Below are 23,805 nucleotides of genomic sequence, written 5' to 3' on the forward strand. Positions count from 1 at the left end.
ACCACCCGGCTCTAAAAGCTCTATTTTTGTGCGATGCCCTTGGCAGCCCCCTTGGGGCATCGCGCAAAGTCGGGACGAGAGTATAGTTAGTATCACAGGTTGGAATCCCTATTAAATCGTTCAGCTTTTTTCTAACTCAATTTAAAATGGGCGAACCGGGAGTCATTAATGAGTGGTTGAACTCCGTAAAAGTTACTTGTTTAATGAACCGCATACTCCTAGGTCGAAGCAAGCTACGCGCAGCGTCTGGCAGAGAAGGACGCAAAGAAAGAAATAAGTATTTTTGCGATCGCATCGCAGTAGATCATAGACTAGCGATCGCATCAGCAACTCGCCCAGAAACAAAGGGCAAAATAGCCCGACTCTTAGCCTGGGCTTTGCCTTCAGTAAATACCACTAGGAGGTAGGGGCGCTTATCTGGTAACTCAATATACGCGGCATCATGGTGAACTTGACTTGTCCAACCTGCTTTTGACCAAATTTGAGCATTTTTAGGGATTCCACCCCCTAAAAAGCCTGTTACCTGATCTTCATCTCTGTCAGTGGGCAAATCGTGGAGATTGCGTTTGAGCAAAGCCATCATTGCTTGCGAGCGCCCACTTGAAACCGCCACTCCACCTACAATACTATGCAATAACCGAGCGATCGCATTTGTTGTCACCATATTACGATTTTCCAGTAACTCTCCCACAAACGCCCGTTCTCGTCCATAGGGACCATCACTCCAAGTTTTTTGACAGACGTTAATCGTCTGCATTTCTTCCCAACCCAAAGATTGGTAATAACGGTTAATAATATTACGCTGATATTTCCAGGTTTCAAAAGGCCCGATTGGTAATTCTGGCCCTGAAGTAGTACCACTCAGAATATCCACAACCAAGCTGGTAGCATCATTACCAGAATCTACAATCATATCTCGCAAGGCTCGCTCCAACTCCTTGGAAGTTTGACTCATGGCTTTTTCTAGCCATTCGTTTACCGCCACCAAGTAGAATAATTTGACTACACTGGCGGGATAAATCCGCTCCACACCGCGATAAGTGAAACCACGAACTGGGTGATCCCAAAAAGCGTTGGGAGTCAGCGCACCACCAGTATTTACTAGCACTGGTGGATCGTAAACAACCCAAGTCAGGGCGATTTGATTCCGGGCTAAGGTCGGAAATTCTGCCCAAGTTGCATCTAAAATGCCATTACCAAGATTTTCGAGTTGTTCGTCTTTATTAAAAAAAACCATTCTCTAATAATGTCCTTTAATCTAAAATCCCAAATTCCAAATTACCAATCAGGGGAGTATCAATGTTTAGCTGACCTGAATTTATATGATTCTCCTGAATGTACACGTTTAGCAACTCAAGCCGCATCTGGGCGACATTTATGGGTAACATCAAATCATCAAATTTCCGTGGTTGAGGTGTATTTGTGTGAAGATGACTATCCGGGATGGGTATCCCTTTCAGATTTTGATTCATTACAATTTGCTACTGTACCTTATCAGGCTGCAACATTTTCTGAATCTGAGATTAAAAAACTCCTAGCAGAGGTTATTGCCTTTACCCAAAAAGCGATGCAACAATCAAATTATTACCTTTGGGGCGGTACAGTTGGGCCAAATTATGACTGTTCTGGGTTGATGCAGGCAGCGTTTGCTTCGCTGGGTATTTGGCTACCTAGAGATGCCTATCAACAGGAAGGATTCACTCAACCAATTACTATTGCAGAATTAGTCGCCGGGGATCTAATATTTTTTGGAACTAGCCAAAAAGCAACTCATGTCGGACTTTATTTGGCCGATGGTTATTATATCCATAGTTCTGGGAAAGAGCAGGGACGGAATGGTATTGGGATTGATATTCTCTCGGAACAGGGAGATACAGTTAGTCAGTCGTATTATCAGCAGCTGCGAGGTGCTGGTAGAGTTTTTCAGAGTTACGAACCACAGAGACGCACAGGACGCACAGGTATATGAGGAGTGGGTTAGTTTCCGAAAGGACTAGTGAGGAAAATGGGGTGATTTCCGTAATTGTCCCAGATGTTTCGGTAGTGGTGCCGATACATAACGAGGTGGAAAGTTTGCCGCTTTTACTAGAAGCGATCGCATCTATTTTATCCTCTAGTCAAATAAATTATGAAATCATTTGTGTGGATGATGGATCTACAGATGGTTCCGGGGAATTTCTCAAAAAAGAGGCGCAAATCCGCACTGATTTAAAGGCGGTGATTTTGCGTCGCAACTACGGACAAACTGCGGCGATGGCTGCTGGATTTTATTATGCAGTCGGTAAAGCGATCGTTACTTTAGATGCTGATCTTCAGAATGATCCGGCTGATATCCCCATATTATTAGCAAAGCTGGACGAGGGTTACGATTTGGTGAGTGGTTGGCGGCAAAAACGCCAAGATGGTGCCCTCAATCGGTTACTCCCTTCTAAAATTGCCAATTGGCTAATTCGCCGTACCACTAGCGTGAATATTCATGACTATGGCTGTTCACTGAAAGCCTATCGTGCAGAACTGTTGGCCGATATGAACCTCTACGGAGAACTACACCGATTTTTACCTGCCCTGGCGTACATCGAAGGAGCTAGAATTACCGAAATGCCCGTGCGTCATCACGCCCGTCGCTTTGGTAACAGTAAATATGGGATTTGGCGGACATTCCGGGTATTGATGGATTTGTTAACCATTCTGTTTATGAAAAAATTCCTCACCCGCCCGATGCACGTTTTTGGGCTGTTGGGCTTGATTTCAATGGTTTCAGGGACAGCGATCGGAATTTACTTGACTTTCGTCAAATTGGCTTTTGGTGAGATGATTGGCAATCGCCCTTTGCTGATTTTAGCAGTTCTCCTGCTAGTCACTGGAGTACAGTTATTTTGCTTCGGTCTTTTGGCAGAATTGCTCATGCGTACATACCATGAATCCCAAGGACGGCCTATCTATCGCGTGCGGGAGGTAGTAGCAAAAAATGTTAAGTAACGTAACAATGGGCATGGGGCATGGGGCATTGGGCATTGGGCATTGGGCATTTGTAAACAGTCAAGAGTAAATATTGGTTTACTCCTAACTCCTAACTCCCAACTTCTAACTCCTAACTCCTAACTCCTAACTATTGACAAAAACTCATTAAATTGCATCTACCTTGAAAGCATTTAATACCTTTAACGCCGAACTACGGCGCAACCTGCTTGTTTTATTTACAGCAGGTTTATTATTCTGGTCGAGCATGGCTTCGCTCTTACCAACCCTACCGCTTTACATCGATGATGTGGGCGCAAGTAAGCAAGAAATTGGGATTGTGATGGGCAGTTTCGCCATTGGCTTATTGCTATCTCGCCCGATGCTGGGACGGTTAGCCGATGAACGTGGTCGAAAAATTGTCTTGTTGATTGGTACGATAGTAGCTGCGATCGCACCCTTTGGTTATTTGGCAACTCGATCTCTTGGGCTATTGATCCTGGTGCGGATTTTTCACGGTATTAGTGTTGCCGCTTTTACCACTGGTTACAGTGCCTTAATCGCAGATTTAGCTCCCGATGAAACTCGTGGCGAAATCATTGGTTACATGACGCTAGCAACTCCCCTTGGTTTAGCAATTGGCCCTGCCTTGGGAGGGTATTTAGAAGCTACAAGTGGTTACGGGATATTATTTTTGTTATCCGCCGAATTGGGTTTTGTCGCTCTCTTGGGGATCGTCCAAGTCACTAATCCACCAGTGCAGACACAGGAGCAAACTGAGGGAAACGATCGCAACTTTTGGCAAATTTTGGGCAGTCCACGGGTGAGAGTTCCAACTATAGTTATGTTGCTGGTTGGTTTATCTGTCGGTGCTGTACATACCTTTGTGTCATTGTTCCTCAAATCCACTGAGGTGGACTTCAATGGCGGATTGTTTTTTACAGCTGGGGCAATTTCGAGTTTTAGTATCAGAGTGTTTGCTGGTAAGGCAAATGATCGCTTCGGTCGTGGTTTATTTATCACCTTTGGTATTTTCTGCTACGTTTTAGCGTTAATACTGCTGTGGCAGGCTGACAGCGCGATCGTGTTCTTACTAGCTGGGATCGCTGAAGGTGCTGGTGGTGGTACACTAATCTCGATGATCATCACTATGATGGCAGACCGCTCACTGCCGCAAGAACGGGGGCAGATTTTTGCTATATGCATAGCTGGACTTGACCTGGGGATTGCGATCGCAGCTCCTATTCTGGGTACAATAGCAGAACTTGTAGGCTACCGCAATATGTTTGGTTACGGTGCTGTGATCACTTCTCTAGCACTTGTCATCTTCCTCACGCAATCAAGCAAAGACCTATCTAACTCCCTGCGCTTTGCACTAGGTCTAGCTCCAGATGCCTACGCCTTGAACAATTTAAAAATTAGGAGTGAGGAAATTTAATTCCTCACTCCTAACTTTCAACTCTTAACTTTTAAAAACGGGCGAGGAGGGATTTGAACCCCCGACACCGTGGTCCGTAGCCACGTGCTCTAGTCCACTGAGCTACACGCCCTCACCGACAATCAATATTAACACGTTCTAACTAAATGATGCAAGATAATTTTCCATCTAATTTTGCCAACTTAACCCATCTAGATCACCAAGGACAGGCACAGATGGTAGATGTGTCTGAGAAAGCACCCACTATCCGCCAAGCAGTAGCCGAGGCCAAAGTGCGGATGCTACCAGCCACCTTCGCTGCCATTCAAGCCGGAAATCTGCCAAAAGGAGATGTGTTAGCAACTGCAAGATTGGCTGGGATTATGGCAGCCAAGCAAACAGCCACTTTAATTCCTCTGTGTCATCCCTTGCCTTTGCAAAAAATCGCAGTCGAGATCATATCCGACCCGCAACTACCTGGTTATCAAATTCAAGCCATAGTCAAAACCAAAGCTGAAACTGGTGTAGAGATGGAAGCCTTAACTGCCGTTTCTGTGGCTGCCCTGACTTTATATGATATGGCAAAAGCCTTAGAAAAGTCGATTCAAATTGAATCGATTCGTTTAATCAGTAAGAGTGGCGGGAAATCACGAGATTACTCCTTGCCAGAGCAATAACCTAGATTATCTCACCTATAGCTTTGTTGAGATCGGTTGGGCTTTCAAACTCCTCATCAACTGAAAACCTGAAACCTAGATTCCCCCTAACCCCCTTTTTGAGTGGGGAACCCTGAAAGCCCCCTTTTTAAGGGGGTTAGGGGATCTGTTGTGCGTAAGTCCTAAAGAAGTAAGAATGGGATTTTCTTACTGGGCTGACAAGTCCTATTTATAAAGATTTCAGCCTGCCAATGCTGCTCACCGTTATGAAGTATGACCGACTAGCCACACTTTTGACATAGTTTTGCAATACCTTTGTCATTTAGATAGGTTTTACTAAACCTTACGTGAATGTCAATATAAGTAATTTTCATGAATTAAACCGAAATAGCTGGCTCAGTATATTGCTACGGCTCATACAGAGTTTGATTCGTTTTTCACCTTGTCGAAATATGCCTTTATGAGGAGTGATAAATGCTATCCAGATTTTCGCGTGTTTTCAACGATAGTTCCAGAAACGTTAGACGTAAAGTTATCAACATTTATGCGTTCCTGATTAGCGTGAATATTTTGATCTGGGTAGTAGCCCTAATTGCATTCCATCGCTACCCCCTTCTGCTTGGCACTGCCGTATTAGCTTATAGCTTTGGTCTACGTCATGCTGTAGATGCCGATCACATCGCCGCGATTGACAATGTTACCCGTAAATTGATGCAGGAGAACAAACGACCTGTTGCTGTTGGGTTCTTCTTCTCTCTAGGTCATTCCACCGTAGTAATTGCCGCCTCTGTGGCGATCGCGTTAACCACTACAACCATCCATAACAACTTTCCCAGTTTTGAAAAGGTTGGGGGGCTAATTAGCAGTACCGTTTCTGCACTTTTCCTACTAGCAATTGCAGCAATCAATATGGTGGTGCTGTGGGATGTTTATAAGACCTTCCAAAGCGTCAAGCGGGGAGGAATCTACGACGAGCAATCTTTAGATGAATTTTTGAACCAACGTGGGCTACTCGGTCGCATCTTCCGTCCTTTGTTTCGGTTGATAGATAGTAGCTGGAAAATGTTTCCTTTGGGTTTCCTCTTTGGTTTAGGCTTCGACACGGCGACAGAGGTAGCACTGCTGGGGATTTCTGCCAATCAAGCAGCTAAAGGTCTGCCTATCTGGTCGATCCTATTGTTTCCAGCTTTGTTCACCGCAGGTATGTCCCTAATTGACACCACTGACGGCATTTTAATGCTTGGTGCTTATGGCTGGGCTTACGTCAAACCAATCCGCAAGCTTTACTACAACATGACCATCACCCTTGTTTCTGTATTAGTTGCTGTGGTCATTGGCGGAATTGAGGCTCTGAACATTATTGGTGATCAGTTACAACTGAAAAGTCCGTTTTGGGATTTCATTAGTCAACTAGGTGATAACTTTGGCACAATTGGTTACTTAATCATTGCCATCTTTATATTCAGTTGGTTACTTTCGACCATCATCTACAAAGTCAATAAGTATGATGAGTTGGAAGTCACTAGTGCTACAACTCCTAAACACGGGAGGAATAGGCATTGATTGAGCCTATGCGTGACATGAATGCCCCAAAAACCTTAGAATGAGTAGGGTGTATTTAAATCTGTAACAAATATTTATGCCTCCTCGTTGGCCTCGCGAACCCGATCGCAAAGACCCTGATTACCGCAAGATCGATGACCGGATGAATTTTGCCATCCATGTGGCGATCGCTGCTAGTATTAATTCTGGCTTGTGGTTTTTCCACATCTTGAAAGGCACTACTTGGGAGTGGCTGCCTTGGGTCACTTTAAGTTGGACAGGAATATTGTTGGTGCATCTGATATATATTACTGCGATCGCTAATTACACCGAAACTCCACCTAAATCCACCTGAAGACGGACTACTGATGCTGGGGCGATTGTAACCTGTGGTAGTAGAATCAGCCTGTTAATTGAGCGATAATGTATCAAAGCCTGAGATTTCGCACTCTTTCTTAATGTAGGGTTATTTTTATGGCTAAGACTAACACCACAGAACTACTGGAAGCCCTAGCAGCTGAAATTGGCGAAAACGTCTACATAGACGTTGCCAAATGGCATCTTTATTTATCTAATGCCAAGCTGCATACCCTTGTTGCCGAGCAACTGTATCCCTTAATTACTTCCAACACTGTAAATGAAGACCGAGTTTTAGAAGTCTTGGGATCAATTCCAATAAAAATTGGCGGCGGTAGAAGTGAACTTCCTTTAATCGATTTACTGCCACAGCAATGTCAGGTGACTTTAGTAGATATTTTAGAAAAATATCTACGCGAAATCTAATTGCTAAAATCAAGATTATTTGAATTAGACAGTTTTCTCGGTCAGCATTCCCTGATTAAATTTCAGATGCTGAATTGGGAATTTGTTTGGTGTGTCAATTTTATAAAAATAAAAACCACAGATACACATAGACAAATCTTGGGTAATTTCTGTGTCCATATCTGGTAAAAATTTCCTTTAACAATTAAGGAATCTCGACGTTCTAAATCGGTTGAGATGGGAGTGAGTTGATATTGAGACTCACTCTTGACTTTCATGCAAACTTATTGAGGCAATTTCTATGCTTTTACAAGTCAAAGATAGTGGAGAATTGGTAAAGGTTGTTGAGATTCAGGAATTACTTGATCCGAATAGTGATGTTGTTCACGCAAAAGACCAAGAAGGTCAAGAAGAACAGCAACCTGAGACTTTTAAAAAAGAAAATCTCGTTTTTCCTTCAGGTGAAGTTCTACCACGTTGTTGGTTAGATGCCGACTATAGACACGACAACGGTTAATAATTTTAAAATCAGGTAATTCGTAATAGTGTCAACTTAACGTTAAAAGGGCGGTTAGAAACCGCGTCTACACAAACAAAACCCACCTCCGTGGGTTTCAGACAAGGCGCAAAATCCCCTTGTTTCCCTTAGTCCGCGCAGGCGGACTTCGTTTGTGTAGCCGCGTTCGGGTCAGCGTGCCGGAGGCTCTATTCTATTCGCTGGAGCTTAAGTTGACACTGAGTTTTTTCAAAAATCAAATACGAGTCCTATATATACCAGATCATGACGCAGCTTTTTCTGCTACTGTCGCCGTTTCCTTCTGCTGAAACTTCGGAAAAAATGTCTTAGCAATCCAGTCAGTCAAGATGTGAGACAGTAATCCCAAAGGCCCAGCAAACAAAGATAAAGCCAGAGAGTGAATTGTCCAAATACCCGTTTTCTGTCCTTCCCAATAAATCCAGCGACCGACGAATAAATCCATCACTAAGAAATGAATCCAACCGGTTGCAGCAGCTGTTTCATCTCCAAAAAATCGCGCGATATCAGCTAATTGGGGATTCGATAAAGCTTTGGCATTTTCTGGCGTAATGCTGTTGATAAACAAATATAAATACGCCCCAGCTAACAGCACAAAAGGTAGATATGATGACATTATCTGCCGTGTGACTTTCCAATTGGGCAATAAAATCATCAATGTCCAAAAGGGCAAAACGAAAAGATTGGCAACGTTAAATAGTTGAGAAATTGTCATATTTTTGGAAAGTGAAGAGTGAAAAGTTATAGTTAAGAATGAGGAGTGATAAGTTATGAATTAAAACGGAGAAGTTAGGAATGAAGAGTAAGAAATTAGGAATTTTAAGTTATTAGCATTGTTTTTTAGTTTTCCAATTAAGTAGTTATTCCTAACTCCTGTACAGACGCGATTAATCGCGTCGCTAACTCCTAACTTCTAACTTATAAAGCTACAAGTTGTGATTCGATTTCTGAAGACTTCAAATCACGACCGATGAAAACTAAGCGAGTTTGTCTGGCCTCTTCTGGTTTCCAGGGGCGATCGTAAAATTTATCAAATCGGGTTCCTACGGCCTGCATCACTAAGCGCATCGATTTATTTGGCACTGCCACAAAGCCTTTAATCCGGTAAATTTCTTGTTGTTGTGCCAATGTTTGCAACTTCTGTTGCAGCTTTTCTGGATCAAAGGCACGATCTAAAATTAAATTAGCTGAGGTAATTTCTTCGTCGTGATTGTGGTCTTCTTCAGTATTGTGATGACTAGGACGAGAATCTAAGTTATCTTCGACTGCGGCTTGGAATCCTAATAATATAGAGGCATCGAGTTGAGAATGACCGCTCTCGACAATCTTCACCACTCTGGGCAACTCTTGTTTAATTAATTCCTCAACTCTGGCTTTTGTCTCGGCATCTACCAAGTCAATTTTATTCAACACCACCAAGTCTGCACAAGCAAGTTGATCTTCAAACAGTTCTTGTAAAGGTGTTTCGTGTTCTAGACTATCATCTGCTTGTCGTTGGGCTGCGATCGCTTCTGGATCACTAGCAAATGTCCCCGCCGCTACCGCCGCACAATCTACCACAGTAATCACTGCATCCACAGTGGCCGCATTCCGAATTTCCTGCCAGCGAAAAGCCTTTATTAACGGTTTTGGTAAGGCTAAACCAGAGGTTTCAATCAAAATGCAGTCGATGCTATCTCGCCGCTTGATTAACTCTTGCATCGTCGGGTAAAACTCTTCTTGCACAGTGCAGCATAAGCAGCCGTTAGTTAATTCAAAGATATTAGTGTCGCCCTCACCATTTTCTGGGCAAACTTGACAGGATTTTAACAATTCCCCATCAATACCGAGTTCGCCAAATTCATTGACTAAAACGGCAATGCGGCGTCCTTGGTTGTTTTGTAGCAGGTGGCGAATTAGGCTAGTTTTTCCACTACCTAAGAAGCCTGTGATCACTGTGACAGGAATTTTTGTAGCCATATTTTTGCCTGATTTCCTCAGTATGGGAAGTTTCACTGGTTACAAACTTAAATACTGAGATTAAGCTTGGTTTGAAGATTGACTTAGTTATTTTAAGCTGAAAGCACCTGCCCAATCTTCTCCCAGAGAATTTATTCTTTGGCTAATATCATGTCCGCTTGATTACTTATAAAACCCCAAGAACCCCACCCCGCCAAAGCTACACTTTGTCTCCCTGCCCCTAATCCCCAGAGGGGACACCGAGTTAAGAGCCGGCTCTTAGGGGCTGGGGGTGGGGTGCAATGACTGTGGGAATCATAACTAATTATCCGAACTTGATGTAATAGCTTAAATCCATGCCATGAAAGAGTTGAGTCCTCTTGAGAGGACTTTCGCTATTAGCCATAGGTTAGAAACCTATGGCGGGTTTTGAAACTGGTGCAATCAATATCTGAGTTTAGTATTTATTAAACATAATTGAGGGGCAATTTCCCCATGCTTGCTTTCACGAATCAAAAGCAGTCACAAGGCTATTGCCCCTAAATGTTTTATTTTAAGCGTTTTTGGCGTCGGCGTAGCCCAATCTAGACATCGCTCTTTCTCCAGAGATACCTATAAATTACCCTTCACAAGGCTATCTAGACTTTTAACTCCACACTCCACACTCCGCACTCTTTACTTACTCAGCAGTGGCGAGTTCAGTACTACCGCGTGTACGACGCCGTGTGAGGCTGTTGTAAAGCATTACACCGATCGCCTTGATTAAATTGCCTTCTAATTCTTGGAACATCTTCATGTTCGTGCCAAAGGCGGCGTTAGCTTCATCAACTATGCGATCGGTTGTAGCATCGTCAAGGGGTAATTCATCCAAAGTTTGACGATATTTCGCTTTGAATGCCTTCTCATCAGGAATCTCTGGAAACTCATAAAAGGCTGTTCCTTGCCCATCAGACAAATTCATTGCTGTAACAGCAATATTTTTGAGAATTTGTCCCCCGGATAAGTCACCCAGGTAACGGGTGTAAGAATGGGCGATTAACAGTTCTGGTTCTGTTTCAGATATTTCTCGGATGCGCTTTACATAAGCTTCACCTGCGGGAGATAGTTTGATTTGCTCTCTCCAGTTGACACCAAAGTAATAACCCAAGTCTTGTTCTAGGGTATACTTGCGGTTTAACTGGGGAAAGTTAATTTTAGAAACTATTGGGTGCTGGCGATGCTTTTCCATTTCCTCTTCCATCGCCGAGTAGACGAAGTAGAAGTTAGCAACTAATTTGCGGTAAGAGTTTTTTTCGACTACTCCTCTTAAAAAGCATTTGACAAAACCTACATTCTCTGCCATTGTGTGGGCTTTTTTAGTGCCTACACGTAATTTGGTTGCTAAATTGCTGCTCATGCTAAATTTCTCAACTTTAAAAAGTCAACTACCGAAGTTTTGATTCACTAACGGCTAAAAAAGCCATTAAAACGTTACCTTAAAACTATTTGATGAGAATTTATATTAAAATTTTTTAAGCTGCAATAATTTTGTAGTTTTTTACACAGCCAAAAGGCTAAGAAATAGAACTTTACATTTTGGTGTTTCGATTTTTTGTTGTTATTAGCTGAATTTTGCTTTCATTCTCAGCTTTCTTGAAAAACACTTGTGATCAAACCAGGGTAATATTTATTACATTTTATTCTTTGTTAGTAGCATTGCAAAGTGTGAACTAATACAGATAAAAATTAAGACTAAAGTTGAGGGTATTAAAAGAATAATTAGCTAAAATGTGGAGACTTTACTGATCGTGTAAAAACCAATACTGATTTCATGGAAGATTTACAATCAAAAAGCTAGCAATTAAGTATTATTACGTAAAGCTAGTCTGATCTAGAATGAATTTCTAAAGAGAAAAAGCATGTCAAAATTGCTGAATAAAGTCTTAACTGCTATTTTTCAGTGTGATTGTGTGGAGTGTTTAAAAATATGGTTTCATCTATAACTCGGACATCGGGCATTCCTGGGGGTTCTGCTTCCGAAGTTGAGGGATTGGGCAAAGGGATTGAAAGCAGTTTTGCACTGAATTTAATCCCACTACCAGCAAATCCCTTGTTTGGCACAGATGGGATTCGCGGACGAGTGGGAGAATTACTAAGTGCGCCCCTAGCATTACAAGTTGGTTTTTGGACGGGTATTACTTTACGTAACCATGCTACTCAAGTAGGTCCAGTCATTCTCGGACAGGACTCTAGAAACTCCAGCGATATGTTGGCAATGGCATTGAGTGCAGGGTTAATAGCAGCAGGGTTAGAGGTCTGGTATTTAGGATTATGTCCCACTCCTGGCATTGCCTATCTCACCAGCATCAGTGAAGCCATCGGCGGAGTGATGATTTCCGCCAGCCATAATCCCCCAGAGGATAATGGTATTAAGATTTTTGATGCCGATGGTGGGAAGTTACCGCAAATATTGCAGGCAGAAATAGAAGCCGGACTGCGTGGCAAGATATCACCTATTACTAGAGTCAGTAATTGCGGACGGCATTACTCACGTTTGGAGTTAGTGGGAGATTATAGCTCGGCGTTAAAAAAACCCTTGAACAGTGCCCTAAATCTTCAGGGAATGAAGATTGTTTTAGACTTGGCGTGGGGAGCAGCAGTCGGGTTAGCACCATCAGTATTTACAGAAATGGGGGCAGAGGTAATCTGCTTGCATAACGAACCAGATGGCGATCGCATTAATGTTAATTGCGGTTCCACACACCTAGATATTCTTGCAGCAACAGTACAAGAACACAACGCCGACATTGGCTTTGCCTTTGATGGCGACGCCGATCGCGTCTTAGGAGTAGACAATACCGGAAGGCAAGTTAACGGCGATTACATTCTCTATCTCTGGGGACGCCACTTACAACAAAAGCAACAACTGCCAGACAACCTGATTGTATCTACTGTCATGGCCAACTTAGGCTTTGAGAAAGCTTGGCAGCAACAGGGTGGTAACTTAATTCGCACCGCAGTCGGCGACCAATACGTGCAAGCCGAAATGTTGCGGACTGGGGCAATGCTAGGCGGTGAACAATCAGGTCATATTCTTTGCCGTCATTATGCTATGACTGGAGATGGCTTGTTAACAGCATTATATGTAGCAGCTTTGGTGAAAGAGGCGGGTGTTTCCCTAGCAGAATTAGTAGATCAAAGCTTCCAGACTTATCCGCAATTGTTGCGGAACGTGCGAGTCATCGATCGCGATCGCCGTTTAGGATGGCAAGATTGCCAACCTCTACAGCAAGCGATCGCTCTTGCTGAAGTTGCAATGGGTGATTCCGGCAGAATTTTGGTTCGCGCCTCTGGTACAGAACCAGTGATCAGGGTTATGGTGGAAGCTGCCAATGCCGAACTCGCCAACCACTGGACAAATGAATTAGTTTTCCAAGTCCAGCAACATCTGATGGACTAAATTAGCTATTATCTCAGCTTTTAACAAGCACCAATTTTTCCTCATAGCTTCTGCAAATTAACCAGCCTTGGTGATCTGTAGAAGCTGTGACATTTCTATTTGTATTCTTAGATCATATCTGGCTAATTTATATTTTGCAAACAGGAGAGAATCTTTTTGATAATTCAAAAAGATTCAGATTTAGCATTTTTAATCGCAAATTATTAAATAGACTTCTTGCATAAATCAAAAATTAAGAACCCCACCCCGCATTTGAGTAAAGCAAACGCTCCCCTCCCGAAGAGCGGGGAGCAGGGTGGTTTCATCCGAAGAAAGAAAAATACATAAGTCTTGATTCTTGTTTTGTGACATGGCTTTTTACCCCACTTCCATTCCTCTCCCCGAAGCGGAGAGAGGCTTTGAAATTCAGTTTGATTTTTTCTCTGCTTGTATGAAACCACCCAGAGTTGCAATCATTCGTACGGCTTCCCGCTTTGAAGGTGGCTTTGAAGGTGGAATTGGGTTTTTGTTAATAGTGGCACATAGAGACTGCCATTCAACTGTTTCTAAAACAGTATCGCAACTGATATCAGGATTATGTCTTGCTTCGTAAGTTAACCACAATAAACGCCATGCCACAATTGAATATGTTGCTAATGCCATATTGATTCGCTTTGCAGTTTCGAGTTGTAATTCTTCATTTTGCAACCGCTTTTTAATACATAGTGATAGCGTTCTATCAACCAATGGTAGGTGTACCATTTCAATTTAATGCATCTAACCAACGTTGACTTTCTTTATCTTGTGTTTCACGTTGACGGCGTTTTTTGGCAATCCCTAAATTTTCTATATCTCGTGCCCAAACTTGCTGATTCATAATTCCTAATGGCACTCCACTACTGCTTGCTGCAAATGTGGAATGTACTTTTAATCCGAGACTTTTTCTGTGATCTAGATAACCAATTCCACTTGTAGATGGATGGCTAGTTAAATCTATATTTGTAGTGTCCTGAATTATCAGTACAACATTATGTTCTTTTATTCTTGAGATTGTACTTTTGCTCTGGGCGTTGCGTATATCGTCTGCTTCAAAGTAAGGTGAATTCCAAAAATTGTATGCTGCTTTTGTTGCTGCGATATTTCCACAGGCTTGAGGTACACTACTTGCTGGCTGTGTTGCCAAATCTTCTACTATGCGTACTAGACGTTTGCTCCGCCTTGTGTCTCCTAAATCTGCTTGTTTCAATTCTTCTTCTGCCCACTTGAACATAATCCACTACCTCCGATTTCTTTCTCATTCCAAAACTATACTCATCAATCCTTTTGGCTTGTTTTAAGTAACTTGTATTTTTATTAAGAAAGATCCGGGTAATGGATAGCCGCTCTTCGGGAGGGGAGACAAAGCGTAGCTTTGGCGGGGTGGGGTTCTTATTTTTGATTTATGCAAGAGGTCTATTGATTTGATAAGGGCAAGCAAATGGTGAAAAAAGTTCTACCGGGCTGCGACTCAAATGAGACGGTACCGTGATGGCGATTTTCTACAATCCGGCGAACGGTTTCCAAACCAAGTCCTGAACCACGCCCTACTGCTTTGGTGGTGAAGAAAGGTTCAAAAATGCGCGTTTGAATTTCAGGTGGAATTCCACTGCCAGAATCGATGATGTGAATATGGGCAAAGCGATCGCAATGTTGTGTTGTAATTTCCAGCAGTCCTTTACTATCCATTGCATCAATGGCGTTGTCAATTAAGTTTGTCCACACCTGATTCAGTTCGCTGCCATAAGCAAGAATTTTCGGAAGATGTTGATCGTAATTGCGTTGAACTTGGACACCGCACTTAAGTTTATGAGCAAACAATCGCAATGTATCTTCTAAACCTTGATGCAGATTCATTTCTTGCTGAACGCCTTGATCGAGGTAAGTATAAGACTTCATCGCTTGCACAAGTTCGGAAATCCTCTCGGCTCCTCGCAAACCATGTTTAATCATCGACATGACTTCAAAGGAAAGCGATAGCCAATGCAATCCCATTTCTCGCAATTCAGTGTCGTCGTTGCGCCAACGTTCCATCATCTGATCTAGGGTTTCGACCTCAATACCACCTTCCGCTAAAGGTTCTGCTAATTTCCATGCCTGTTTTACACCATAATCTTCTAACCATTCCAGCAACACGGTTTCGCGATCGCTTAGTGTCACTGGATCTAGGCGATTATTCAAAATTGCATCATAGCCCTGATCACGCACTCTCAACCAGTTTTCAGTATGGGCTTGGTCAACATTGCGTTGCCCATAAACTAAGTTCATTCGTTGTAGCTCCAGGATGGCAGCTGGCATTTCCTCTAAAGTCCGAACGAGGGCTGAGGCTGGGTTGTTGAGTTCATGAGCCAGACCGGCGGCAAGTGTCCCTAAAGCTGCCATCTTTTCCCGTCCACGAATAAAAGACTCTAGCCCCCGAAGATGACGTTCCATAATGCGGAAGACCATCCGCTCAAAATCACGACATTCATGCAGCAGTTTACGGAAGTCTTCTGCCTTAACTTCATAGAGGTTGCAATCTGTCAATGCCCGCATTGTCACAGGTACAGGTTCATCTGTGAGGACTGGAATTTCACCAAAAAAGGATGGGGCTTCATGTTGCCCGATGGGAATTTCAACTCCTTGACTGCGGCGGGTAAGATAAATTTTACCTTTAACTAGGATAAATAAGCCGTGTCCAGGATCTCCCTCATGCGCCAACACTTCTCCGGCACGGAGTTCAACTGTTTGAGCGCGATCGCAAACCCACTCCAATTGCTCTTTCGGAAGCTGTTGAAAGGGGTCTAAGTTAATCAATTCCTCAATACACAACATCAATTAACCTCCTTAAGAATAAGAATTAAATAACATCCAATTTATGTTCCTGGCTTACCTCACCCTCAATCCCTCTCCTTATAAAGGAGAGGGATCGTGAGACAGGATGAAGTTTTGCATTTTATTTAATCCGCGTTTCTTAGTACAGTTTTGCGTAAAAGCGTAGCGTTTTTAATGCGGGGGAAGGCATTAACATTGTATTGGGATGCATTAGCATTGCAAGGGGACGCATTAACAATGCATCGGGATGCATTGGCATTGCACAGAGACACATTAACATTGTATTAGGATGCATTGGCATTGTAGAGGGACGCATTAACAATGCATCCCGATGTTTTAGCATTGCAACGTATTGCTAAATTTAATTTACTATGAATTAATGAAATGCTGTATTTAGTTTTTCTTGCTCCAGCTAAACATTGCTCAGGTAGCGGTGAACGAATTGAATGGCGATTGAACCTTCACCCACACTGGATGCCACCCGCTTAATTGACCCGGATCGCACATCTCCGGCTGCAAAGATCCCAGGAACGCTGGCTTCTAGCAAAAAAGGAGAGCGTTCTAAACGCCAACCTGGAGGAGATTTTTGATTAGGCATTAAGTCCGGCCCTGTAATGATAAAACCCTGAGCATCGCGTTGAATAACACCATCGAGCCAATCAGTTTTAGGGCTAGCACCGATGAAGATAAAAAGCGATCGCGCTGGCAGGGTTTGAGTTTGTCCAGTCTGAGCATGGGCAATCACAATTTCTTCTAGATGTTCATCTCCCTTTACTTCCACGAGGCTACAACCTGTGCAAACTTTGATATTTGCAGTAGCTGCAATCTGGTCAATCAAATATTGGGACATACTCGATGAAAGCGATTCACCCCGCACCAAAATGATCACTTTGCTGGCATACTTAGAAAAATGCATTGCTGCCTGTCCCGCAGAATTTGCCCCGCCTACTAAGTAAACCTCTTCATTGCTACAGGCGATCGCCTCAGTCATGGCAGCACCGTAATAAATTCCTGCTCCTGTGAGCTTCTCGACTCCTGGGACATTTAACCAACGGTAGGAAACGCCGGTTGCAACTAAAAGTGCATGGCAACTAATCTCGCTGCCATCTCCCAATTGCAGAACCCGATAAGGATCTTCCAGCCTAACTCCGATGACTACGGCAGGAGTGAGAATTTCTACCCCAAATCGCCGCGCCTGAGTGACTCCCCGCCTGGCCAAATCGCTGCCGCTCAAGCCAACAGGAAACCCCAGATAGTTCTCAATGCGTGAACTCGTGCCTGCTTGTCCGCCCGGCGCTTCACGCTCAATTAAGACCGTACTCAATCCCTCAGAAGCGCCATAGACGGCTGCTGCTAGTCCGGCAGGGCCACCACCGACGATCGCCAAGTCATAAAAAGGGCGTTCTGCCTGGGTTTGCAGTCCAATTTTAGCGGCAATCTCTAAATTAGATGGTTGGATTAATCGGGAACCATCGGGAAACAGCACCAAGGGCAATTGCTGTCTGCCATCAGCTTCTGCGTATTCCACTAATTTTGCTGCATCCGGCTCCAGTTCAATATCCAACCACTTGTAGGGAATCTGGTTACGCGCCAGAAAGTCTTTTACCTGATGGGAGAAAGGCGACCAGCGATTACCAATGACTCGAATCCCTTCAAAGGGTGGGCGGAATCCAGCTAGCCAGTCATCTAGCAAATCATCCAAAATCGGATATAGTCTCTCTTCTGGTGGATTCCAGGGCTTAAGTAAGTAGTAATCAAGTCTGACACTATTAATTGACTTAATGGCAGCATCTGTATCTGCATACGCCGTCAGCAAAGCACGTTTTGCATCAGGAAAGATGCCTTTTGCCTGTTCAAGGAACTCCACACCTCCCATTTCGGGCATTCTTTGATCCACCAAAAATAGAGCAACTACTTCATTCCGCAATTTTAATTGCTGCACCGCATCCAGAGCGGTAATACCGGAATCTGCCCGGACAATGCGGAAGCGATCGCCATACTGATGCCGCAAGTCTCGTGACACGGCTTGCAACACTTCTGGATCATCATCGACCGTTAAAATTGCAGGTTTCGCCATAACTACTGTTACTTAATAATTGCAGTACTAGCCGTTATCTTCAAAAATCTCTGGTGAAAATATCTACTGTTTAAGCAGTTGCTTTAAACGAAGGTATGCCTCTTCTGGTGTCAGTGGTTCTGATTGACTTTCATTAGGTATATAAAATACCCAGGTATCGGCAAAGTAATGTACCACAAAGCTCGGAATCAAACCTAATGTTAGTGCTTGCTTTCCAAGTTTTTCAGTTTGTTCTTCTAAACTCAGTTGGTCATTAAATGGATGTTCAGCCATACTTTTTCATCTCCCTGTACTTTCTTTGACTCTGGCAGAAGGTTCAACACCAGGATTGTAGGAATTACCTAAAGGTGATTCACCATGTTCCAGAATGAGCTTGATAATATTTTGGTAGTAGACCTGAATAATTTCAAATCTGCTTTCGTAGAAAATCATAAAGCTATTTTGGTCATTGATGTTAATCGTTAACCATTTTTGATCCGGAAATTATACCAGCCGGGTTTTGAGCGTGAGGATGTATGAGCAAAGCAAATCAAAAACGGCAAGGTGTTAGAGGATGTTTGAAAAGTATTGGGCAAATAGAATAGAGCCTCCGGCACGCTGACGCGAACGCTACTACACAAACTCTCGTCTTCCGACCTGGACTAAGAAAAAATCAAGTATTTTTAACCCAGATCGGTGGGTAAAGTCTCGTGTAGCCGCGATTTCTAATCGCCGGGGCTGGTATTAATTTAGACTTTTCAAACATCCTCTTATACTTTCATCTTCGCTTCCTACTTCCGTGCGAGAGGATCTTGCAAGGGCGGCACGGAGACTTGTTAAAATACCGTTGTCATCAATTAACAAGCCGTTATTTTTCCCTTCGTAGACGCGGTTTCCACGAGCGATCGCAGTGATATTCTGGAGTTATTCTTCACGAAAGTTTAGAAACAATAACGTTTGCTTGAGCAAGATCGTTTACTATCTGATTAATTCTGACAACATCTGTTCAAGAATATCTTCCATAATTTCCTCGTCTAAGGAGTGCAAGCTTACTGGGCCAGCGAGAAATTCTTTGATAGTGATCTTCTGCTCTTTAAAGTCCTTAACAAAATCCCGAATCTGATAAACAACGTCAAGTTGAGATTCTATTGTTTCTACCATAATAGCCATAGAGTCAATACCTTTTTTAGCAGCTTGACGAGAATCAGAAACCATCGCTCCTTCTGGAGTATTTTTTGCCAAACGTAGTTCACGTTTAAAGTTTTCATATTGATTGATCAGAATCTGATTTTGCTGTTCTAGAGTTCGACATTTTCGAGTTAAATCATCCTCGTTATTATTGTCAATAATTTCCCCGACTTCCTGAATTCGTTCAATTTCTAGAAGTCTTGCCAAATCTCCTTCTTGGTAAGCTTTATTGATTTCTTTCATGATTTCTGTATAATATCTCTGTGTCTCACTGTCTTTTACCTTATCAGGGTGAAAGATTTCAGCTAATTTCAGAAATGTTTGACGAATTTTTCTAGATTCCTCTGTTCTCGTTACAGACGGAGATTCTACAGACTCTTGTGTTTGCCAATGTTGATGGCGATCTTCAGCAGTTTCTTCTGAGAAACCTTCTTCTGTAGCGTAACTTTTAAATAGTTCCTCTAGCTCTGTATTGAATTGTTTCCGACTAATGATTCCTGTGATCTGGAGGTTAAGATAAACTGCTTCTATATTTTTGATAGTTTGTTTGCCAAACTTTCTAGTAGTAAAGATTTCATCAAATAAAGTATGAATATTATCGTCTAACTCAGCCATTTTTTGGAAGCTGGGACTGGCTTGATGAAATATTTCTGTGGCGAGAGTTCGCATCTGTTCAACAAAGTTCTTCAGTTCCGTTCGCTTTCTCTTAATCTTTTTCAGTAGAGATTTATGTTCTTTTTCTAAAAACTCTAATCTCAGATGTAATTCCGAAAGAGCCAGTGGAGTTACTCTAGTTGAGTGGGATGGAGATGAGTTGGTTCGAGGCATAAAAGATTTATACTTTTTTCAAGGTTTAAAAAAACTATAACTGTCAAAGTTATTAGATCAATGCGAAAATAAGACACCTCAGACAGAAGGCAGGAGGCTCAGTTGGAATCCAGGCGCAAGGACGCTTTGTATCTCGCGCTGCACGTCTCCATACAATTCTTCTTTTTTAACTGAGTATAAAACCCAGAACTATGGTTACTGAGCTTGTCCAAGTAAAGTTTTCATTCATAATTGTTTGCTCACCAAGAACTGCCGTCTGCCTCCTGCCTTCTCTTATAAGGGCTGATTGGGCTTTTGAACTTTTTCATCAACGAGCGGCTTCCGAGATTACATCTTGTGGCACAGGTTCTGTGTGAAAAGCTATCATTTCAAAGGGTTCAAAGTCAACACCCTAGTCAGGGATGCCTAGTGATTCCAAGGAGTTTGAGTAACTACATCTTTTCTGGCGAGTTTCAGAAAGTGGAAGGGGTAAAAGTCGCCTACTGGTTCATTCAGTGGATCAAGTTTGATTAATATGTATGATCTTATCAAGCACACAAGAGGGTGTGGTGATAGGATTAATTAAATTTTGAGCCAATTCAACAAAACGAATGGTACGCACAACCCCAGGACAGAAAATTCCTTGAGATAAAGGCATCTCAGAAAACTACCAAAACTATTAGGCGGCAACCGCCAAAAAGTTCTCAGCCTGGGAAAGATGTATCAGACAAGTTTAATAAGTATTAGAGGTGGCTGTAATGCCGACGATTCATTTGGTGGATGGTGAAAAAGGCGGGGTAGGAAAGTCTCTCTTTACTAGGACAATGATTCAGTATTGTCTGGATAAGAAAATCCCGTTTGTACCAGTGGATACAGATAGGTCGAATCCAGACGTAGCAGGGGTGTATAAGGAGATATGTAAGTATGCTGTATTTAGTGAGAATGAACGACAGGCAGATAAGGCAGATAAAATATTTGAGTGGGCGATAGAGAAGCCAGTAATTGTGAATTTAGCCGCACAATCGCATAGAGCAGTACAAGGGTGGATTGACTCTAATCAATTATTTGAACTAGGGAGTTCGCAGGGAGTGATGTTTTGCAAATGGTTTGTATCGACAGGAGGATACGACAGCATGAACCTGTTTGCTCAGTCACTGAATACCTACGGTGAGAGAATCCCTCATATTCTGGTGAGGAATTTAGGGCTGTGTGATGATTGGGAGCATATAGAGTCAGACTCAAACTTTCAGAAAATAGTAAATAAATATAAGATAAAAGTTATAGATTTTCCGAAGTTAGCATATAGAGAAAGAAACATAATTGACCAAAATCGTCTGACGTTTGCGGAGGCGAGAGAGTATAAAGAATTTGGGATAATTGGGAGACAGAGAGTAGTGAATTTTCTGAAGCTTTCCTATAGTGCGTTTGAGAGAGTAGGTATCTGGTATGAAAAAGTTGAATAGCAAAGCCCTAGAGACTGACAATTAACAATTCAAAATTCACGCATTAAAACATTTTAGACGTTTACATAAGGGGATTTAAACCCTGACTGAAACTGAGCGGAGTCAGAGACACTCCGCCTCCGAGCTACCTGTAGAGGTAGGGGTCTTAAACCCTTTAATTTACAATAAAAAAACATCCCAAATTTTCTTGTGGGATGGGTGTCCTCACCATTGGTGTCAAGTTAAGGCTGGTTCCCAAATGTCAAGTGACCTTTTGGCATTATCCCTATGCCGTTTGCGAACAGCTTTAACAAGTCCCATTAAGCGATGATTTTCGAGAAGCCAAGGTATAAGTTTTAACTGTGGGTTCTGCAAGCAGGCACGGTTAAAGAAATACAAACTGCGGAACACCATCTCAATAGAAATTTGTTCTAGAGGCTGCTGTAGAGCAATAGCAACATCAGCACATAGGTCGTTAAGTACAGCGTAAAAAATACAGGTTGCATAGAGAAAGCATCTTTACGCCGTTAGCTCCCCCAACCCAGAGGTATGATAAACCCAGTAAGCGTTTTGTAAGTAAAAAAGCATCTTCAATCCGCCAACGTCGTCTATATAAATCACATATTTGTTGTGCCGAAAGGATCTCTGGGTCAATCACATTGGTTAAATATTTATACCAAGTATTACCCCACAAAACTGATATAGCAACGGACAGGAAGCTTAGGACAACAATCAATTCACAATGTACGCTTGTTGAAGGCGTCTATCGCCGAATTGTCCTAACGGCTTTGTCCACTGCTATACTTGACGCAGCAGCAGTGTGGTGGGCGTCTCCCATTGCCTTTTCTATATAGTTTCTTATGATTGATTTCCCAACAATTTCTTCAATCCTATCCAAGACTTCTGCTAAAACTACCCTGCTACCGCCACCGATGTTAAAGATTTCTCCCACTGCTTGGGGTGCGATCGCGGCGGCTAAATTAGCAGCGATAATATCACTAACAAACGTAAACTCTCGCGTTTGCTGGCCATCACCGTAAATAGGAATCGCTTCATCCTGTAAAATGGACTTAAAAAACTTATGAAATGCCATATCTGGCCGTTGTTTGGGGCCATAAACTGTAAAATAGCGCAATGTCACACAGGGTACGCCAAAGTTTTTGTAATACAGTTCACAGAAAAATTCTGCTGCTAGCTTTGTAATGCCGTAAGGAGAAACTGGTTGAGGGCAAATTATCTCGTGAGTAGGTAATGTTTCTGCATCACCATATACACTCGATCAAGAGGCAAACACTAATCTTTTCAGATGTTTAACATCTTTAGCTGCTTCTAGCAAAACTTGTGTAAGTAAGTCGGTGAGAAAAATTCAATGTATATGAAGAAATATGAATTTGAAGTAGAGTGTGTTACGCCGTAGGCTAACGCACCTTGAATCGTTGATGGTGCGGCGCTTGGCGACAACGCACCCTACATTTAAATTTCTTAACATAGCTTGAATATTAGCGCCGACTTACTTAGCATTAACATTTCGTTCTGTGTAACCTCGAAAAGCTTTACCCCAACTTGCTCTAACACCTGCTTGTGCTGCTTGATGATAAACTACATCAACATCTTTTAGGAGTTTCTGTCAATCTAAAAACTGAATATCTCCTTCAATTAATCTAAAGCTAGGTGAACGATGTAAGTGTACAATATTCTTAGGCTTTAACATCGGATCGTAGTAATCATTGAATTCATCAATTCCGATCACTTCTTCCCCTTGTTGCAGCAATGTTTCTGCAAGATGAGAACCAATAAACCCGGCGGCTCCAGTAACGATAGTTTTAGCCATGTTGCCTATTTTTTTATATCCTGATTCATCTCTAATAGTCACGAGTTAATAATTATAATCAATAATTCGTTATTAATTGAGGATTTTTTAAATTCATTATTATAGGGTTATCAACATAACAGATAATTAAACTAAGATACTTGTATTTAAAATAAATTCCTAAATTTATTTAGTAATTGCTAACAATAAAAATTCTCAATTAACTAATTAATAAAATTTAATTTAAAGAATAAATACAGTTAAAAATCAATAGCTAAAACAGATCAGCAGATCGGAGTAATTCAAGTTAGATGAGAGTAATAATTTTGCATAGCTATAGGACTCCTATTTGATTTTTGAACAAATTCCGTACATCTGAAGAGTGGCAAAATCAAAGGTAGTGTGTCGAATAAACCACTCAAACAT

At 42.3% G+C, this 23,805-nt stretch carries 19 protein-coding genes, 1 tRNA gene and 4 pseudogenes; 10 read left to right on the plus strand and 14 right to left on the minus strand.

The window, feature by feature from the left end:
• Positions 1-304 precede the first annotated feature (304 nt).
• The gene (locus V7K36_RS03405; protein ID WP_335113202.1) at positions 305-1,237 is read right to left on the minus strand and encodes a serine hydrolase; all 933 of its coding nucleotides are present in this window, start codon (positions 1,235-1,237) and stop codon (positions 305-307) included.
• 9 nt (positions 1,238-1,246) lie between these two features.
• On the opposite strand from V7K36_RS03405, the gene V7K36_RS03410 reads away from it, so the two are divergent.
• The 3 genes from V7K36_RS03410 (at position 1,247) to V7K36_RS03420 (ending at position 4,396) form a co-directional block, all read left to right on the plus strand.
• Complete coding sequence (locus V7K36_RS03410; RefSeq protein WP_335113204.1) at positions 1,247-1,969, plus strand: C40 family peptidase; 723 nt, start codon at positions 1,247-1,249, stop codon at positions 1,967-1,969.
• Positions 1,966-2,979 (plus strand): glycosyltransferase family 2 protein, encoded by a 1,014-nt coding sequence (locus tag V7K36_RS03415; RefSeq protein ID WP_334832235.1) that lies wholly within the window; start codon positions 1,966-1,968, stop codon positions 2,977-2,979. The genes V7K36_RS03410 and V7K36_RS03415 overlap by 4 nt, the downstream gene beginning before the upstream one ends.
• Before the next feature lie 163 nt (positions 2,980-3,142).
• Positions 3,143-4,396, plus strand: a complete 1,254-nt coding sequence (locus V7K36_RS03420) for an MFS transporter (protein WP_335113206.1) — start codon at positions 3,143-3,145, stop codon at positions 4,394-4,396.
• A 38-nt stretch (positions 4,397-4,434) separates the two neighbouring features.
• On the opposite strand, the gene V7K36_RS03425 is transcribed toward V7K36_RS03420, so the two are convergent.
• Positions 4,435-4,508: transfer RNA gene (locus tag V7K36_RS03425), tRNA-Arg, on the minus strand.
• Positions 4,509-4,545: 37 nt separating this feature from the next.
• Between V7K36_RS03425 and moaC the strand changes: the two genes are divergently transcribed.
• The 5 genes from moaC to V7K36_RS03450 all read left to right on the plus strand — a co-directional run bounded on the left by moaC (position 4,546) and on the right by V7K36_RS03450 (position 7,852).
• Positions 4,546-5,052: a cyclic pyranopterin monophosphate synthase MoaC gene (moaC, locus tag V7K36_RS03430; RefSeq protein WP_335113250.1), complete on the plus strand. Its 507-nt coding sequence runs from the start codon at positions 4,546-4,548 to the stop codon at positions 5,050-5,052.
• Positions 5,053-5,505: 453 nt separating this feature from the next.
• Positions 5,506-6,594 carry a HoxN/HupN/NixA family nickel/cobalt transporter gene (locus V7K36_RS03435; RefSeq protein ID WP_335113208.1) on the plus strand — a complete coding sequence of 363 codons (1,089 nt, stop codon included), beginning with the start codon at positions 5,506-5,508 and terminating at the stop codon, positions 6,592-6,594.
• A gap of 76 nt (positions 6,595-6,670) precedes the next feature.
• Positions 6,671-6,928 carry a 2TM domain-containing protein gene (locus tag V7K36_RS03440; RefSeq protein WP_335113210.1) on the plus strand — a complete coding sequence of 86 codons (258 nt, stop codon included), beginning with the start codon at positions 6,671-6,673 and terminating at the stop codon, positions 6,926-6,928.
• 119 nt (positions 6,929-7,047) lie between these two features.
• On the plus strand, positions 7,048-7,356 hold the full coding sequence (locus V7K36_RS03445; protein WP_334832227.1) for a DUF3181 family protein: 309 nt from the start codon (positions 7,048-7,050) through the stop codon (positions 7,354-7,356).
• A gap of 280 nt (positions 7,357-7,636) precedes the next feature.
• Positions 7,637-7,852: an acetyltransferase gene (locus V7K36_RS03450; protein ID WP_335113212.1), complete on the plus strand. Its 216-nt coding sequence runs from the start codon at positions 7,637-7,639 to the stop codon at positions 7,850-7,852.
• 262 nt (positions 7,853-8,114) lie between these two features.
• Here V7K36_RS03450 and V7K36_RS03455 read toward each other — a convergent pair whose 3' ends face one another.
• The 3 genes from V7K36_RS03455 to V7K36_RS03465 all read right to left on the minus strand — a co-directional run bounded on the left by V7K36_RS03455 (position 8,115) and on the right by V7K36_RS03465 (position 11,204).
• A complete protein-coding gene (locus V7K36_RS03455) occupies positions 8,115-8,585 on the minus strand; it encodes an ABA4-like family protein (RefSeq protein WP_335113214.1) in 471 nt (156 codons plus the stop codon).
• Between the two features lie 203 nt (positions 8,586-8,788).
• Entirely contained in the window at positions 8,789-9,829 is a 1,041-nt protein-coding gene (gene cobW, locus V7K36_RS03460; RefSeq protein ID WP_335113216.1) for a cobalamin biosynthesis protein CobW, read from the minus strand.
• Positions 9,830-10,487: 658 nt separating this feature from the next.
• On the minus strand, positions 10,488-11,204 hold the full coding sequence (locus V7K36_RS03465; protein ID WP_335113218.1) for a biliverdin-producing heme oxygenase: 717 nt from the start codon (positions 11,202-11,204) through the stop codon (positions 10,488-10,490).
• A gap of 570 nt (positions 11,205-11,774) precedes the next feature.
• On the opposite strand from V7K36_RS03465, the gene glmM reads away from it, so the two are divergent.
• Positions 11,775-13,247, plus strand: a complete 1,473-nt coding sequence (gene glmM, locus V7K36_RS03470; protein ID WP_335113219.1) for a phosphoglucosamine mutase — start codon at positions 11,775-11,777, stop codon at positions 13,245-13,247.
• A 429-nt stretch (positions 13,248-13,676) separates the two neighbouring features.
• Here the strand turns inward: glmM and V7K36_RS03475 are convergent.
• From V7K36_RS03475 to V7K36_RS03500, 6 genes and pseudogenes are all read right to left on the minus strand, one after another.
• Positions 13,677-14,496 (minus strand): annotated as a pseudogene (locus V7K36_RS03475) (IS4/Tn5 family transposase DNA-binding protein); the annotation flags it as partial.
• Between the two features lie 182 nt (positions 14,497-14,678).
• On the minus strand, positions 14,679-16,076 hold the full coding sequence (locus V7K36_RS03480) for a sensor histidine kinase (RefSeq protein WP_335113221.1): 1,398 nt from the start codon (positions 16,074-16,076) through the stop codon (positions 14,679-14,681).
• A 412-nt stretch (positions 16,077-16,488) separates the two neighbouring features.
• Positions 16,489-18,153, minus strand: coding sequence for an FAD-dependent oxidoreductase (locus V7K36_RS03485; RefSeq protein WP_335113223.1), 1,665 nt, complete (start codon positions 18,151-18,153; stop codon positions 16,489-16,491).
• 63 nt (positions 18,154-18,216) lie between these two features.
• Positions 18,217-18,426, minus strand: a complete 210-nt coding sequence (locus V7K36_RS03490) for a hypothetical protein (protein WP_335113225.1) — start codon at positions 18,424-18,426, stop codon at positions 18,217-18,219.
• 6 nt (positions 18,427-18,432) lie between these two features.
• Positions 18,433-18,585: a hypothetical protein gene (locus V7K36_RS03495; RefSeq protein ID WP_335113227.1), complete on the minus strand. Its 153-nt coding sequence runs from the start codon at positions 18,583-18,585 to the stop codon at positions 18,433-18,435.
• A 525-nt stretch (positions 18,586-19,110) separates the two neighbouring features.
• The gene (locus tag V7K36_RS03500) at positions 19,111-20,148 is read right to left on the minus strand and encodes a J domain-containing protein (RefSeq protein WP_335113229.1); all 1,038 of its coding nucleotides are present in this window, start codon (positions 20,146-20,148) and stop codon (positions 19,111-19,113) included.
• A gap of 737 nt (positions 20,149-20,885) precedes the next feature.
• Here V7K36_RS03500 and V7K36_RS03505 point away from each other — a divergent pair.
• The gene (locus V7K36_RS03505; RefSeq protein WP_334826425.1) at positions 20,886-21,590 is read left to right on the plus strand and encodes a mobilization protein; all 705 of its coding nucleotides are present in this window, start codon (positions 20,886-20,888) and stop codon (positions 21,588-21,590) included.
• 216 nt (positions 21,591-21,806) lie between these two features.
• Here the strand turns inward: V7K36_RS03505 and V7K36_RS03510 are convergent.
• From V7K36_RS03510 to V7K36_RS03520, 3 pseudogenes are all read right to left on the minus strand, one after another.
• A pseudogene (locus V7K36_RS03510) lies at positions 21,807-22,272 on the minus strand (IS4 family transposase); the annotation flags it as partial.
• Positions 22,273-22,365: 93 nt separating this feature from the next.
• A pseudogene (locus V7K36_RS03515) lies at positions 22,366-22,914 on the minus strand (NAD-dependent epimerase/dehydratase family protein); the annotation flags it as partial.
• A 171-nt stretch (positions 22,915-23,085) separates the two neighbouring features.
• Positions 23,086-23,400, minus strand: a pseudogene (locus V7K36_RS03520) (GDP-mannose 4,6-dehydratase); the annotation flags it as partial.
• Positions 23,401-23,805: the final 405 nt, after the last annotated feature.

The sequence above is a fragment of the Nostoc sp. genome (assembly GCF_036919555.1).
In the GTDB taxonomy this organism is placed as follows: Bacteria; Cyanobacteriota; Cyanobacteriia; order Cyanobacteriales; family Nostocaceae; genus Nostoc.

Bases quoted from the DNA above. Each gene is read 5' to 3' on its own strand.
- V7K36_RS03405 (WP_335113202.1), bottom strand. From the start codon at position 1,237: ATGGTTTTTTTTAATAAAGACGAACAACTCGAAAATCTTGGTAATGGC.
- V7K36_RS03410 (WP_335113204.1), top strand. From the start codon at position 1,247: ATGTCCTTTAATCTAAAATCCCAAATTCCAAATTACCAATCAGGGGAG.
- V7K36_RS03415 (WP_334832235.1), top strand. From the start codon at position 1,966: ATGAGGAGTGGGTTAGTTTCCGAAAGGACTAGTGAGGAAAATGGGGTG.
- moaC (WP_335113250.1), top strand. From the start codon at position 4,546: ATGCAAGATAATTTTCCATCTAATTTTGCCAACTTAACCCATCTAGAT.
- V7K36_RS03435 (WP_335113208.1), top strand. From the start codon at position 5,506: ATGCTATCCAGATTTTCGCGTGTTTTCAACGATAGTTCCAGAAACGTT.
- V7K36_RS03440 (WP_335113210.1), top strand. From the start codon at position 6,671: ATGCCTCCTCGTTGGCCTCGCGAACCCGATCGCAAAGACCCTGATTAC.
- V7K36_RS03445 (WP_334832227.1), top strand. From the start codon at position 7,048: ATGGCTAAGACTAACACCACAGAACTACTGGAAGCCCTAGCAGCTGAA.
- V7K36_RS03450 (WP_335113212.1), top strand. From the start codon at position 7,637: ATGCTTTTACAAGTCAAAGATAGTGGAGAATTGGTAAAGGTTGTTGAG.
- V7K36_RS03455 (WP_335113214.1), bottom strand. From the start codon at position 8,585: ATGACAATTTCTCAACTATTTAACGTTGCCAATCTTTTCGTTTTGCCC.
- cobW (WP_335113216.1), bottom strand. From the start codon at position 9,829: ATGGCTACAAAAATTCCTGTCACAGTGATCACAGGCTTCTTAGGTAGT.
- V7K36_RS03465 (WP_335113218.1), bottom strand. From the start codon at position 11,204: ATGAGCAGCAATTTAGCAACCAAATTACGTGTAGGCACTAAAAAAGCC.
- glmM (WP_335113219.1), top strand. From the start codon at position 11,775: ATGGTTTCATCTATAACTCGGACATCGGGCATTCCTGGGGGTTCTGCT.
- V7K36_RS03480 (WP_335113221.1), bottom strand. From the start codon at position 16,076: ATGTTGTGTATTGAGGAATTGATTAACTTAGACCCCTTTCAACAGCTT.
- V7K36_RS03485 (WP_335113223.1), bottom strand. From the start codon at position 18,153: ATGGCGAAACCTGCAATTTTAACGGTCGATGATGATCCAGAAGTGTTG.
- V7K36_RS03490 (WP_335113225.1), bottom strand. From the start codon at position 18,426: ATGGCTGAACATCCATTTAATGACCAACTGAGTTTAGAAGAACAAACT.
- V7K36_RS03495 (WP_335113227.1), bottom strand. From the start codon at position 18,585: ATGATTTTCTACGAAAGCAGATTTGAAATTATTCAGGTCTACTACCAA.
- V7K36_RS03500 (WP_335113229.1), bottom strand. From the start codon at position 20,148: ATGCCTCGAACCAACTCATCTCCATCCCACTCAACTAGAGTAACTCCA.
- V7K36_RS03505 (WP_334826425.1), top strand. From the start codon at position 20,886: ATGCCGACGATTCATTTGGTGGATGGTGAAAAAGGCGGGGTAGGAAAG.